Source organism: Microbacterium sp. CnD16-F (assembly GCF_024124465.1).
Lineage (GTDB): Bacteria > Actinomycetota > Actinomycetes > Actinomycetales > Microbacteriaceae > Microbacterium > Microbacterium gawkjiense.
Window position 1 is genome coordinate 18,571 of the sequence record NZ_JAMXSA010000018.1, and the last position, 12,506, is coordinate 31,076.

13 protein-coding genes are annotated in these 12,506 nt (G+C 71.1%); 3 read left to right on the forward strand and 10 right to left on the reverse strand.

What is annotated here, in order from left to right; all coding sequences use genetic code 11:
* The first annotated feature begins 125 nt into the window (after positions 1 to 125).
* A complete protein-coding gene (locus tag NH287_RS06975; RefSeq protein ID WP_253035002.1) occupies positions 126 to 2,597 on the forward strand; it encodes a right-handed parallel beta-helix repeat-containing protein in 2,472 nt (823 codons plus the stop codon).
* Here the strand turns inward: NH287_RS06975 and NH287_RS06980 are convergent.
* The 7 genes from NH287_RS06980 to NH287_RS07010 form a co-directional block, all read right to left on the reverse strand.
* Positions 2,534 to 3,562 (reverse strand): DUF6492 family protein, encoded by a 1,029-nt coding sequence (locus NH287_RS06980; protein ID WP_253035003.1) that lies wholly within the window; start codon positions 3,560 to 3,562, stop codon positions 2,534 to 2,536. The genes NH287_RS06975 and NH287_RS06980 overlap by 64 nt on opposite strands.
* Positions 3,559 to 4,632: a polysaccharide pyruvyl transferase family protein gene (locus NH287_RS06985; protein WP_217529875.1), complete on the reverse strand. Its 1,074-nt coding sequence runs from the start codon at positions 4,630 to 4,632 to the stop codon at positions 3,559 to 3,561. The genes NH287_RS06980 and NH287_RS06985 overlap by 4 nt, the downstream gene beginning before the upstream one ends.
* A 66-nt stretch (positions 4,633 to 4,698) precedes the next feature.
* Positions 4,699 to 5,931, reverse strand: a complete 1,233-nt coding sequence (locus NH287_RS06990; RefSeq protein WP_253035004.1) for a DUF1972 domain-containing protein — start codon at positions 5,929 to 5,931, stop codon at positions 4,699 to 4,701.
* Entirely contained in the window at positions 5,931 to 7,457 is a 1,527-nt protein-coding gene (locus NH287_RS06995; protein WP_253035005.1) for a sugar transferase, read from the reverse strand. Before NH287_RS06995 ends, NH287_RS06990 begins: the two co-directional genes overlap by 1 nt.
* 269 nt (positions 7,458 to 7,726) lie before the next feature.
* On the reverse strand, positions 7,727 to 7,954 hold the full coding sequence (locus NH287_RS07000) for a hypothetical protein (protein ID WP_374209365.1): 228 nt from the start codon (positions 7,952 to 7,954) through the stop codon (positions 7,727 to 7,729).
* A gap of 116 nt (positions 7,955 to 8,070) precedes the next feature.
* Positions 8,071 to 8,331: a glutaredoxin domain-containing protein gene (locus tag NH287_RS07005; protein ID WP_064003594.1), complete on the reverse strand. Its 261-nt coding sequence runs from the start codon at positions 8,329 to 8,331 to the stop codon at positions 8,071 to 8,073.
* Positions 8,331 to 9,464 (reverse strand): glycosyltransferase, encoded by a 1,134-nt coding sequence (locus NH287_RS07010; RefSeq protein ID WP_217529870.1) that lies wholly within the window; start codon positions 9,462 to 9,464, stop codon positions 8,331 to 8,333. Before NH287_RS07010 ends, NH287_RS07005 begins: the two co-directional genes overlap by 1 nt.
* 169 nt (positions 9,465 to 9,633) lie before the next feature.
* On the opposite strand from NH287_RS07010, the gene NH287_RS07015 reads away from it, so the two are divergent.
* Together NH287_RS07015 and NH287_RS07020 are read left to right on the forward strand one after the other, a co-directional pair.
* Positions 9,634 to 10,185: an HdeD family acid-resistance protein gene (locus NH287_RS07015; protein ID WP_253035006.1), complete on the forward strand. Its 552-nt coding sequence runs from the start codon at positions 9,634 to 9,636 to the stop codon at positions 10,183 to 10,185.
* A gap of 21 nt (positions 10,186 to 10,206) precedes the next feature.
* Entirely contained in the window at positions 10,207 to 11,058 is an 852-nt protein-coding gene (locus NH287_RS07020) for a hypothetical protein (RefSeq protein ID WP_253035007.1), read from the forward strand.
* 4 nt (positions 11,059 to 11,062) lie between these two features.
* Here the strand turns inward: NH287_RS07020 and NH287_RS07025 are convergent, their stop codons facing one another.
* From NH287_RS07025 to NH287_RS07035, 3 genes are read right to left on the reverse strand one after another with little or no spacing between them, the layout of a single operon-like run.
* Entirely contained in the window at positions 11,063 to 11,911 is an 849-nt protein-coding gene (locus NH287_RS07025; protein WP_253035008.1) for an NAD(P)-dependent oxidoreductase, read from the reverse strand.
* 37 nt (positions 11,912 to 11,948) lie between these two features.
* Positions 11,949 to 12,278 (reverse strand): hypothetical protein, encoded by a 330-nt coding sequence (locus NH287_RS07030; RefSeq protein WP_253035009.1) that lies wholly within the window; start codon positions 12,276 to 12,278, stop codon positions 11,949 to 11,951.
* On the reverse strand, positions 12,278 to 12,493 hold the full coding sequence (locus tag NH287_RS07035; protein ID WP_253035010.1) for an NAD(+)--rifampin ADP-ribosyltransferase: 216 nt from the start codon (positions 12,491 to 12,493) through the stop codon (positions 12,278 to 12,280). The genes NH287_RS07030 and NH287_RS07035 overlap by 1 nt, the downstream gene beginning before the upstream one ends.
* Positions 12,494 to 12,506 lie beyond the last annotated feature (13 nt).

The following is a 12,506-nucleotide window of genomic DNA, read 5'->3' on the forward strand; positions in this document are numbered from 1 at the left end:
AGGGGTCTCTCATCCGAAACGGAGAGCGACAATCGCTCTGATACCGTCATCGACGATTTCCCCCGCTCGCGATGCATTTCGTCGCTCATTCCGTCGGTCCCCCCCAACGGCGAATTGAGGCCCCCATGATCTCCTTCTCCCTGCCCAGACGCGCTGCCGGCGTCTCGCTCGCACTCGTGTTCGTCCTGATCGTCGGACTGCTCGTCGGCGTCGGTGCCCCCGCGTCGGCCGCGGCTTCCGTCTACGCGCGCGATCCGATGTCGCGAACCGTGGGATCGGGCTGGGGCAAGGCCGAAACCGGCGGCGGCTGGACGAAGCTCTCGTCGACGGTGGCCTCCGTCAGCGGCGGAAAAGGGTGGATCACCAGCCCTCGACCCGGGCGCACTTCCCGTGTCACGCTCCCCGTCTCCGCTCGTGACGTGGATTCCCGCTTCACGGTGACCGTGCCCACCCTCCCCACGACCGGAAGCGGCCTGTACCTCTCGCACGGCGTGCGCGCCACTGCGGAAGGCGCCTACCAGGTCGGTGTTCGCGTCATGGTCGGCGGCTACGTCGACCTCACTCTGGAGAAGCGCTCGGGTACCTCGGTGACCACGCTCGAGCGTGTGCGCCTCACAGACAGGGTCCGAGCAGGCGGCACGCTCCACGTCCGGATGCAGGCGACCGGGACGACGAAGGTCGCCCTCACGGGCAAGGTCTGGCGCTCGGGGGCGTCGGAGTCCACGGCCCGGATCGTCACGCACACGGATTCGTCGGCGGAACGCATCGCCGGCAAGGGCGCCGTCGAGTTCTCTCTCTATACCTCCGCTGCGACGAAGGCACTGCGTGTCGGTGTCGACGACCTCGGGGTCTCGGCCGCGACGGCGACGCCCGCCGCCCCCTCCCCCGCGCCGAAGCCGACGCCCAAACCGACTCCCGCGGAGCCCGCTCCCGCTCCCGGTGCGGAGCGGGTCGCAGGTGCTCGCGCGACCGCCGGCGCGGCCGAGCCGGGTACACGGGACTACCCCGTTCCTGCGGCCGCGGTCATCGTCTCTCCCGCCGGACGTGATTCCGCCGCGGGCACCGTGGCGTCGCCGCTGCGAACGATCACCGCCGCACTGAAGAAGGTGTCGAACGGGGGCACGATCGCCCTCCGGGGTGGGACGTACCACGAGAGCGTCATCATCCCGCCGCAGAAGCGGGTCACGCTTCAGCCGTATCGCGCCGAGGCGGTCTGGCTGGACGGTGCCGAGACCGTCACGGGATGGCGGAAGTCGGGCAACGTCTGGGTCCGCTCCGGCTGGACGCAGTCGCTCGACGCGAGCCCCACGTTCAAGCGGGGGGAGCCGGACGGCACCGCGAACGGCTGGCGTTTCGTCGATCCCGCGTACCCGATGGCCGCCCACCCCGATCAGGTGTGGGTCGACGGGCGGCAGCTCACGCAGGTCGCATCCCGCTCCCAGGTCTCGAACGGACGCTTCTTCGTGGACGAGAAGTCCGATGAACTCGTCGTCGGTACGGACCTCACCGGGAAGAAGGCCAAGGTGAGCACACTCATCAGCGCTCTCTCAGTGCGTTCCGAGGGGTCGGTGGTGAAGGGCATCGGCGTCCGGCGGTACGCGACCAGCGTCCCGTCGATGGGGACCGTCATCGTCGCCGCCGACCGGGTGACCCTTTCGGACGTCACGATCCGCGACAACTCGACGACCGGTCTCTACACCTGGTCGAAGGACACCACGCTCGCGGACGTGTCGGTCATCGGGAACGGTCTGCTCGGCGCCGGTGCCTCGCAGGCGGACGGCCTCGAGATCCGCCGCATGCTCTCGACCGGCAACAACCGTGAGCGCTTCAACAGGGCGCCGGTGTCGGGCGCCCTCAAGATCCACAGTTCAACGGACGTGGTCGTGGCCGACAGCGTCTTCGCCGACAACCTCGGCCAGGGTCCGTGGTTCGACGAGTCCAACTACGGCGTCGTCTTCAGCGGCAATGACAGTCTGCGCAACACGGGCAGCGGCGTGGTGTTCGAGTTGTCGGAACGCGCGGTCTTCGCCGACAACCTCGTGGCCGACAACGCGCTGCACGGAATCCTGATCGCGAACGCAGGGGATGCGGCGATCTGGAACAACACCCTCGTAGGCAACGAACGCAACATCGCGGTCACGCAGGACAAGCGGCGATCAGCGAACAGTCTCATTCCGTGGATGAGTAAGGGCATCGTGATCGCCAACAACATCGTGGCGGAACCGCGGGGCGAGTGCCTGGTGTGCGTCGACGACTTTTCGCGGGCCCTCGTGGGCGGGCAGATGGTGACGCGAGCGGAGGGCAACTTCTATCACCGCGCATCGCCCACGGCGACCCGCTGGTTCGCGATCTACTCGCGCGGCGCGGCCGGACCCTCCGAGGGCTTCTCGACGCTCGCCGACTTCACGTCCGCCACCGGGCGGGAGAAGCGGTCGGTGCTGGTCGAGCAAGCGGCATCCCCGGTTCACGACGACTACTCGCTGCGCTCCGCGACGGCCTCGCGGCAGACCTCGATCGCGGTACCCGTCCCGGCTCAGATCGCGGGCGTCTCCGACCTGACGACGGGCGAGGTGAGCCTCGGCGCGCGCTTCCGGTGACCCACGGCGCGACGGACGCGCTCCATTCCGCGAGTCCACACGATCGCCGGGAGATACCGTCGGCGGAAGCGCCGGATGAACGTGCCTGCGGAGGCCGCGTCCGGGAACAGGCCGAAGGTGGTCCACGCCTCGGCGATGCGGGCGAGGGTGGCGGGGTCTGCCGCGGCGAGCACCTGGCGGTGCACGGCGAACACGGCCGCGTCCTCTCGGCGGTGCTCCGCGATCGCAGCGCGGACGCCGTCGACGGATGCCGCCTTCGGCCACACTGCGGGTGCCGGAAGCGACCGGTTGTTGCGCAGCGCGGCGAGGCCCGGCCCCCTCGTCTCGATCCAGCCCGCGTAGAGGAAGAACTCGAGCAGCTTGCGGCGCTCGAACTCCTCCGGGAAGGTTCGGCCCGACCGCCGCTCGATGTCGTCCATGACAGCGCGGACGGTGTCGGTGTCGAAGACGAAGGGCGTGGCGGTGGGCGGGAACGCGGCGACGGCCCGTTCGGTCTGGTGCGCATCGGCGCCGACGTAGGTGAGGGTCCCCACGAGTGACTCGCGGAGCGGATGCGTCGTGTACGGGTGCGAGCGTCCGAACGCGCGACCGGTGAGGTCGACGAACTCCGCGGCGCTCGCCGCGCGCGTGAAGTGGTTCTTCGCATCGAGGACCACGTAATGAGGAGTCCGGATCCGCCGGGCGATCGCGAGTTTGGCCGCCTGCTGGCTCCGCCAGCCCCCGGTGGCGCCGGGATCGATCAGCTCCCGCGTGCGCACGATGCGCACCCTATCCCGCAGAGCTCCGTACTCCCGCAGGAGGCGGCGACGGGAGGGCCCGCTCAGTCCGAGGACGCTGTTGTCGAGGATGATGATCTCCTCGACGCTGGCGGGGTCGAGATAGCGGGCCATCGAGCGGGCCTGCAGTTCGAGGAGCGGGACCTCGGCCTCGAAGACGACGGTCACGAAGGTGAGGGGCGACATCATCGGGTCGCCTCGACGAGGTGCTGGACGTCGGCGAGGAGCCGCTGCCCCCGCTGCTGCGCCTGCCGTGCCTGGGCGGCCAGGGACGGGTCGTCGACGGCGGCGAGGATCCGGTCGGCGACCTCCTCGGAGCCGCTCGCGTCCACGACGTGCGGCCAGCCGAGCTCACCCATGAGCGGTGCGAACTTGCGGGAGTAGGCCATCGCGATCGCGGGGGTTCCCGTCGACAGGGCGTTCAGGCACGCGTGCATGCGCGCTCCGATGACGAGGGATGCCCCGGCGATGACCGCCCGGGCGTGCTCGAGGTCGCGCGGCACGACCAGCCCCAGGCGCCCTTCGTACTCCGCGTGCAGCTCGGTCGCCACCGGGACGTCGTTGTCGGGGTCGGCGGAGTCGAGGACGTGGGGGAACAGGGTGACGGAGCGGCCGCGGACGAGAAGTCCGTCGATCACCGCGCGGATCTGGCGTCGGTACGCCTCGGGGTCTCCGTGACGGGTCGACCGCCAGAGCAGTCCCGAGACGTTGAGCAGGACGTCGTGACCCCGCTCGGCCACGGGCTGGTCGATGCCGAACACGAGGTCCGTCGTCGTGAGGTCGACGGGTCGCCCGAGCGTCGCCGACGCTGCGGCGCTCAACGGATCGCGGGCGAGCACGAGCCGTGAGCGGTGCACGTCACGCCGAGCGAGCAGCCGCGACCGGCGCGAACCGAAGGGGCCGATCGTCTGCGGCGCCAGGACCGTCGGGACGTGTCGACGGGCCGCGAACTCGTGGATCATCGACATGGTCGTGTGCCGCGGGAGGCCGTAGATGTCCGAGAAGCTGTCGCCGGAGCGGGTGTCCCAGTAGAGGTCGAACCCGTCGAGCCAGTCGCGCATGCCGCGGCGGCCGGTCACCCACTCGCGGACGAGACCGCGCGGGGACCATGTGACGGCCTCGGGCTTCGAGCCGTAGTTCATGTACACGAACTCCGCCTGCGGCCAGATGCGGCGGAGCAGGTCTTTCGACCCGCGCCCGAGGGCGCGGACGCCGAGGTTCGGTGAGGTCTCATCCGTCCAGGCGAGGAGGATGCGCATGGGGTGTCCTTTCCAACCGTCGGGCCGCGGTGCCGCACACCGCGGCCCGACGCCGGGGGGTTCGGGTCAGCGGGTGGAGTCCGGCCGCCGGCGCGCACGACGCCCGAGCAGGTGCATCGACTCGCCGCGGGCGAGTCGGACGGCGAGGTCCTCGTAGTCGGTCGCGATGTCGTCCCAACGGAACGCCTCGCGGGCGCGCTCGCGGACGATCCGCCCCATCACGGTCGCGCCGGCGGGGTCGCCCTCGAGGGTCGCGAAGTGCCGGCCGGCTTCGGCGGCATCCGCGAAGAACAGGCCCTGCTCGGCCAGCGTCTCGTGGTTGAAGCCGACGTCGTACGCGAGGACGGCCGTGCCGGCCCCCATCGCCCGCAGGAGCGACGGGTTGGTCCCGCCCACGGAGTGCCCGTGCACGTAGGTGAGCGCGTGGAAGTAGAGCGCGTCCAGCAGGTCCTGGTCGAAGACCCCGCCGAGGAAGTGGATGCGGGGATCGCCGCCCGCGGCGGCACGGATCTGCTGCGTGTACTCGGCGGCGTAGGGCGCGGAGCCGACGACGACGAGGGGCCGGGTCGCGGAGCTCCTGCGGTAGCCCTCGACGATCTCGAGCACGTGGTTCTCGGGTTCGAACCGGGCGACCACGAGGTGGTATCCGCCCGGTGCCAAGCCGAGGGAGCGGATGCCGTCGGCCGGGGCGTCCTCGAGGATCGGGGCGCCGTAGCGGATGAGCTCGGTCGGCACGCCGAACTCGCGGTCGTAGTAGTCGCGGATGCCGGGGGCGTCGGCGATGAGCGCGTCGGCGGTGCGGACGCCGAACTCCTCCGCCCAGCGGTAGTACGCCTTGCCGCGCCGGCCCCACTTCGACCGCTTCCATTCCAGGCCGTCCATGTGCAGGGCGGTCGGGATGCCGCGGGCGCGGAGCGCCGGCAGGAACGGCGAGTTCGCGGCGTTGAAGACGAAGGCGACATCCGGTCGGCGGCCGAACACGGCGTGCACGGCCGAGAGCCCGGTGTGGCTCAGCGTCTCGAGCTGCTTCACCCGGAGGGCGGGCAGGTGGACGACCTTCATGCCGAGGTACTCGCGGGCTCGGCTCTCGGAGCCCCGCGTGTACACCGTGACACCGTGTCCGCGCTCGACGAGCCGACGACCGATCTCCTCGACCGCCGTCTCGAAGCCGCCGTACGAGGCCGGGACCCCGCGGGTGCCGATCATCGCGATCTCGAGCGTCCGCGTGGCGCGGGGCCGCTCGTCCTGGGCGAGGCGGACCGGCTCGCTGTCGAGCCGCCGCGGGATTTCGATGACCATCAGTACGCTCCCTCGGTGGTGACCATGACCTTGGCGGTCCGCCACATCAGGACCAGGTCCGTCATGACGGTCCAGTTCTCGACGTAGCGGAGATCGAGCCGGACGCTCTCCTCCCAGGAGAGGTCGCTGCGTCCGCCGACCTGCCAGGGGCCGGTGATGCCCGGCTTGATGTAGAGGCGGCGCGACACGGTGCCGTCGTAGGCGATGACCTCGGACGGCAGCGGCGGTCGCGGACCGACGACACTCATGTCGCCGCGCAGCACGTTCCAGAACTGCGGGACCTCGTCGAGCGAGAACGACCGCAGGAACCGCCCGACCCGCGTCACGCGCGGATCGCGCCGGAGCTTGAAGAGGGGCCCCGACCCCTCGTTGTGGGCGAGGAGCGCCGCGAGTTCGGCCTCGGCATCCACACGCATCGTCCGGAACTTCAGCATCGCGAACTCGCGTCCGTCGCGCCCGACGCGCGCCTGGCGGAAGAAGACGGGACCGCCGTCGTCGGCCGTGATCGCGATCGCGATCACGAGTGCGATCGGTGCGAACAGGACGAGGGCGGCGAGCGACACGAGGATGTCGAGCGCCCGCTTCACGTAGTAGGCGGCTCCCTCGAAGCTCGGGATCTTGACGTGGATGAGCGGCATCCCCTCGACGGGCCGCAGCGACATGCGCGGCCCGGCGACGTCGGTGAGGCGGCTCGAGATCACGAGCTCAGCGGCGGTGCCCTCGAGCGCCCACGCGAGCCGCTTCACGTACGCCGGGTCGCCGGCGGGCTGGCTCGCGACCACGATCGTGTCGCTCTCGTGGATCGCAGCGGCACGCAGGACGGCGTCGTCGCCGCGCGTGACCGGGTACACGACGTCGTCGACGGTGAGCGAGTCCCGGTCGTCGTCGAGCAGGGCCACACCGACGACGAGGTATCCCAGCTGGCCGGCCGGTCCGAGCGACCGGATCGCGTACTCCACGTCGTCCCGCGAGCCGACGACGACGGTGCGCGAGGCGTACCGGCCCTCGGCGCGCTGGGCGATGAGCCATCGTCGCCATGCCCACCGCGAGGCGAGGAGCGCCAGGGTGCCGAGCGGCAGCGCGGTGAACAGCTGCGCGCGGATGCCGTGCCACTCGAACACCACGAAGACGATCGCGAGCAGGCCGAACGCGAGCCCGGTCGCGTGGGCGACGCGCGCGTACTCCGTGGGCCCGGTCCCGACGACCGTCGTCGACCGGGTGTTGAAGAGGCCGAGCGAGATGAGCCAGATCATCGCGGTCGCGACCGCGATGATGACCCGATTCCGGACGGCGATGTCGGAGGGCGCAGCGGCCGTGACCGAGACGATGGTCGCGAAGGTGCAGGACACCGCCACGACGACGGCGTCGTTCACGCGGAGCCGCGTGCGGAACCGGCGCTCCCACTGCAGGCGGCCGACGAGCGCCGCCGAGGCGCGGGGCGCCTCAGCGGTCGAGGTGCGCGACGCCGTCTTCGGGCCGAGCCCGGGCAGCGTGAGACCCGGCGCGATGCCGTCGACCGCGGTCACCGATCGTCCCCACACACATCGGTCAGCTGCCGCATCATGCCCCCAAGCAATGTGCGTCACTGCATCCGCCCCCAAGGCGGCTGCATGTTCCCCAAGCGAGCTTCGCGGTCCCCCAAAGACCTCCGCGCGACCCCCCGGCCGCGCGATCCACTCGGAGGCAACTGTAGCGCGCACCGGGCGAGCGTGCGAGTGCGATTCGTAAACTCGGCGTCAGCCGATGTTCATCCGCCCCGCCGCCGCCGCCCGCCGCGGCCGGTCACGCGGCGGGGTCAGGCGCCGAACGCCCGCACGAGGGTGAGGAGCAGCGGCCCGACCCGGCCGTCCATGCGGAACCGCGCGAACCCCTCCGACACAGCCCGTCCGGTGCGTGAGGTGACGAACCACGGCGGTTTCGGCAGGACCGAGAACCGGCCGCGTCCGAGCGAGCGCGGGAAGGGCCGGAACGGTCCGCGGACGACCGTCCGCTCGACCCCGTCCAGCAGTAGCGCGTTGTGCACGACGCCGATCCCGCTGGGCGCGTCGTCGATCGTGCCGCCCGGGTACGCGCCCCAGGTGGCGGTCGGAGCCGGTGCGCAGGTGCGCGAGCGCCGCGTCGAGGGCGGCGCGGGTGGGCTCAGATGAGCGAGAGTTCGCGGAGCTTCGCGGCGACGTCGTCGTTGCTCGGCTCGACGTGGTGCGTCGCGTCGGGGTAGACCACGACGGGGATGTTGGTGCGACCGGAGATCTCGCGGGCCACATCGGCGGCGTCGGGCTCGGCTTCGAGGTCGATGTAGCGGTAGTCGACTCCGAGGCTGTCGAGCTGCGCCTTCGTACGGCGGCAGTCGCGGCACCAGTCGGCGCCGAACATCGTGATCTGAGCGGACGTGTCGGTCATCACTCCAGCGTACGCCCGCCCACCGCCGTGGGCGCGGCGTCGGGTTGCGCCGCGCGGCGCCCGGATCTGCGGGGGGCGTAGACGACGAGGGCGTGGAAGACGAAGCGCAGCACGAAGGCGGCGACGAGGGTGAGGGCCGCGGCGAGGACCGCCGGGATGTGCGCTCCCTCGACGAGGATCGACAGCACCGGGATGCGGACGATCGCCTCGAGCCCGTTGAAGCTGAACGACTTCAGGAACCGGGTGAGCATGCGCCCGGATTCGGAGCGCATGTCGGCGAAGACGAGGTACTCGAGCAGCAGGAAGTTCGTGATGATCGTCACGACGCTCGCCACGACGGCGGCGGGGACGTAGTCCATCCCGAGGCGGATGAGGCCCCACATGATCACGAGGTTCGCGATGGCCCCGAACCCGCCGACGAGCGCGAACGCCGACATCCGGCCGAAGCGCAGCATCGCGAGCTGGGTGAGGAAGCGGACGCCCTGCGTGAACGTCGCCTTCGAGGTGCCGGCGTGGCGCTGCGCGAAGTCGAAGGGCACCTCGTCGACGCGCAGCTGACGACGGGCGAGCACCTCGAGCAGGATCTTGAAGCCGCGCGGGCGCAGGGCGTCGACGTCGACGGCGTGCGTGTCGAGCAGGAAGAACCCCGTCATCGGGTCGGTGCAGTTCGCGAGCTTGCGCGGGAACATCGCCTTCGTCAGCGCGGTCGAGGCGCGCGAGACGGCGGTGCGGGTCGCGTCGGCGAGTCCCTTCGAGGTGCCGCCCGACGCGTACCGCGAAGCGACGACGACGTCCACGTCGCCGCGTTCGGCGCGCTCGATGAGGCGGGGGATGTCCTCGGGGGGATGCTGCAGGTCGCCGTCCATGACGAGGCACCAGCGGGAGCTTGCCGCCTGGAACCCGGCGACGACGGCGCCGCCGAGGCCCGCGACCGGCTGCTCGCGGTGGATCAGGCGGACGGGGAAGGGCGACGTGCGCGCCGCTGCCGCGATGATGTCGGCCGTGTCGTCGGTCGAGTCGTCGACGAAGACGACCTCGAAGACACGGTCGTCGAGCGTGTCACCGATGCGCCGCAGCAGCTCGACGACGTTCGGACCCTCGTTGAAGGTCGGAACGATGATCGACAGATCCATGGCGGGGCTCGCGATGCTCGGCGGGCACGGGACGTCTCAGCCTAATGGCGCCTGCCCGGGCGGGACTGAGGATGTCCCCGGCGAACCTCCTGTGAGGGCTGGGGGCGGGTGCCTTCCCGCCGAGGGGCACGCCCGATAGCCTGGCCGCATCCGGCGAGGGGAGTGCGCGATGAGCACGCAGGGATCAGCTCGGACGGTGGTGGGCGGCATCCGCGGTGCCCTCCTGATCGGCGGGTTGCTGGCGGTCGTGGTCGGCATCGTGATGCTCGTCTGGCCGGACAAGACGGCGATGGTCGTCGCCGGGATCATCGCGGCGTGGGCAGTTGTCGCCGGTATCGTGAACGTCGCCATCGGGCTGCTGTCGCGCACGGCGGGCTCGTGGGCGCGCGTGGGCCACATCGCCCTGGGCCTGATCTTCGTGATCGGCGGTGTCGTCGCCTTCTCGAACCTCGGCCTTGCAGCCGAGACGCTCGCGGCGTTCCTGGGGGCGTTGGTCGGGATCCTGTGGATCGTCGAGGGCGTCGTCGCGCTGACGACCCTCCGCGGCACCCGGTCGCGCGGCTGGACGATTGCGTTCGCGGTGCTCAGCCTCGTCGCGGGGGTGGCCATCCTCTTCGCGCCCGTCTGGGGCGCGCTCGTGCTCTGGCTGTGGATGGGCGTCTCGCTCATCCTGCTCGGCGTCATCCAGATCGTCCGGGCCTCGCGGCTGCGCACGATCTGACCCCTCTGCTAGACAGGGGGGATGATCTGGGGGGATGCCGCTGACACCCGAGCGCGCCGGGTGTGGAGCGGTCTCGTCCTCACCGTCGCGGCGCTGGTCCTGACGACGGGGTGCGTCGCGACCGCGACGGAGGCTCGGAGTGTCGCGGAGGCGGCGATCGAGCCGACCCCCGAGGCGAGCCCCGTCCCGACCCCGGTGTCGACCCCCGTGGTGATCCCGTCCGACGGGCCGATCATCGTCGGCGAGCAGACCGTGTCGGGCGTCGGCCCTCGGACCGAGGAGCGGGTGCCGCTGGCCGTGCCCGCGGCCGCGCGTTCCGTACTCGTCGACCTCTCCTGCGACGCCCCGTCGCACTTCATCGCCGAGCTGGGCGACGCGATGATGCTCGGCCAGGCGCCGCTGTCGGGCGAGTGCGACGGCTCCCGCACCCTGGCCTGGCCCTGGACGTACGGATCGTCGGGGATGCTGTGGCTGTCGATCGGGCCGGAGGTCGGGTGGACCCTCTCCGTCACCTACTCGTCCGAGCCGTTCGTGCAGGATGCCGACCTGGTCGAGGAGTGCGAGGCGTACTCGCAGGTGTACAGCCAGGTCTCGAACGCCGACGACGGCTACGGCTTCTACGCCGCGTTCGGAGCCGACGAATGGAACACACGGGTGGATGCCGCGGCACGGGCGGCCGCCGCGCTCGCCGACGCGTCGGACACGTCGCTCGCCGACGGCTTCGCCGCCATGCGCGACGTGCTCGCGGAGCGCTCGCCGATCCCGGGTGGGATGACGGAGGTGCAGGAGTTCTGGGAGGTGCACCGGCCGATCGCCGAGACCTGCGCGTGGAACCACACCGAGATCGCGGTCTACGCCGAGTTCGGCGGCTGACCTCTCAGCTCACGTGGTCGCGCCAGGAGTGCTGCGGCCGGTAGCCGAGCAGGCGCTGCGCCTTCGCGGTCGAGAACAGCGAATCGTGCGTGCCGAGGTCGCCGCGCGTCTCGGCATCCGGGAACACCTCGGCGACCAGCTCGTCGTTCGGGCGGCTCATGACGGTGTCGGCGGCGGCGATGAGGAAGTGGTCGAACCCGGCGGGCGCGACCTCGAGGGCCCGCGCGACCGCCTGCGCACCGTCGCGCGCGTCGATGTAGCTCCACAGGTTCCACTTGCGGCCGCGGGCGTCGGCGTCGAAGGAGGGGAATTCCGCGTAGTCCTCCGGCACCATCACGTTCGAGAACCGCAGAGCGGTGATGGATGCCGCCGGGTACCAGCGCGTCAGCTGGATCGCCATCTGCTCCTCGAGGTGCTTCACGAGCGAGTACACCGACTCGGGGCGCGCGGGGTAGTCCTCGTCGACGGGGATGTAGGGCGGCGGGACGTCGAACGGCAGCCCCTGCACGGTCTCGCTCGAGGCGTAGACGATCTTCGTGATGCCGATCCGCAGCGCCGCCCAGAACACGTTGAACGTGCTCGCGATGTTGTTGTGGAAGGTCGCGACGTCCGAGCGGATGCCGGGGGCCGGGATCGCCGCGAGGTGCACGAGCGCGTCGACGCCGTCGTGCTGGTCGCCGACCGCGGTCAGCGCGTCGATGACCTGGCCGTAGTCGGTCAGGTCGACCTGGACGAAGCCGGGTCCGCGCCGGCCGTGGACGTCGAAGCCGATGACCTCGTGACCGGCGGCCCGGAGTTCGCGGACGACGACCGTGCCGAGCTTGCCGGAGGACCCTGTGACGGCGATGCGCATCCCGCCAGCATGTCACGCAGCCGGGACACGGGGGCCGTCACCAGCCGTGGGTGTTGAGCCACTCCCGGCGGTGGGCGGTCTCGGCATCCGTCTCGTGCGGATCCGACGTCTCGTGCGCGGTGAGCCTGCCGTCTTCGAGGGGGACGAAGCGGTGGCACACGGGGCAGAGGGCGCGCCCGGAGGGCCAGCCGTCCGCGAGTGCTGCGGCGGGCTCGCCGGGTCGACCGGAGCCGGGGCATCCGGCGGGGTCGGCGGCGGCATCCGTCCACATGATCGTGCGGTGCCGGTGCAGGCCGGGGTGGTCGAGCGGGCGGGTGCACCGGCGGCCCGCGTTGCGGCTGCGGCAGAAGCGGATGACGCCGGCCATCAGTTGATGATCTCGCCGCCGGACTCCTCGATCGCGGTGATCCGGCGCTTCCAGTCCGCGAGGGCCGCGCCGTCGCGCTGCGCCGTGAAGTAGATGTGGTTCATCACGATCGACGGCCGGTAGTTCGAGCGTCGCCCCGCGACCAGCAGATCACCGATCCGCAGGTCGGCCTTCGTGCCGTGGAAGAAGGGTCCGGTCTCGTCCGCTGCGCTCACCGCGCCAGGCTAG

Excerpts from the sequence above, each read along its gene's own strand:
- NH287_RS06975 (WP_253035002.1), top strand. The coding sequence starts at position 126 with ATGATCTCCTTCTCCCTGCCCAGACGCGCTGCCGGCGTCTCGCTCGCA.
- NH287_RS06980 (WP_253035003.1), bottom strand. The coding sequence starts at position 3,562 with ATGATGTCGCCCCTCACCTTCGTGACCGTCGTCTTCGAGGCCGAGGTC.
- NH287_RS06985 (WP_217529875.1), bottom strand. The coding sequence starts at position 4,632 with ATGCGCATCCTCCTCGCCTGGACGGATGAGACCTCACCGAACCTCGGC.
- NH287_RS06990 (WP_253035004.1), bottom strand. The coding sequence starts at position 5,931 with ATGGTCATCGAAATCCCGCGGCGGCTCGACAGCGAGCCGGTCCGCCTC.
- NH287_RS07005 (WP_064003594.1), bottom strand. The coding sequence starts at position 8,331 with ATGACCGACACGTCCGCTCAGATCACGATGTTCGGCGCCGACTGGTGC.
- NH287_RS07010 (WP_217529870.1), bottom strand. The coding sequence starts at position 9,464 with ATGGATCTGTCGATCATCGTTCCGACCTTCAACGAGGGTCCGAACGTC.
- NH287_RS07015 (WP_253035006.1), top strand. The coding sequence starts at position 9,634 with ATGAGCACGCAGGGATCAGCTCGGACGGTGGTGGGCGGCATCCGCGGT.
- NH287_RS07020 (WP_253035007.1), top strand. The coding sequence starts at position 10,207 with ATGATCTGGGGGGATGCCGCTGACACCCGAGCGCGCCGGGTGTGGAGC.
- NH287_RS07025 (WP_253035008.1), bottom strand. The coding sequence starts at position 11,911 with ATGCGCATCGCCGTCACAGGGTCCTCCGGCAAGCTCGGCACGGTCGTC.
- NH287_RS07030 (WP_253035009.1), bottom strand. The coding sequence starts at position 12,278 with ATGGCCGGCGTCATCCGCTTCTGCCGCAGCCGCAACGCGGGCCGCCGG.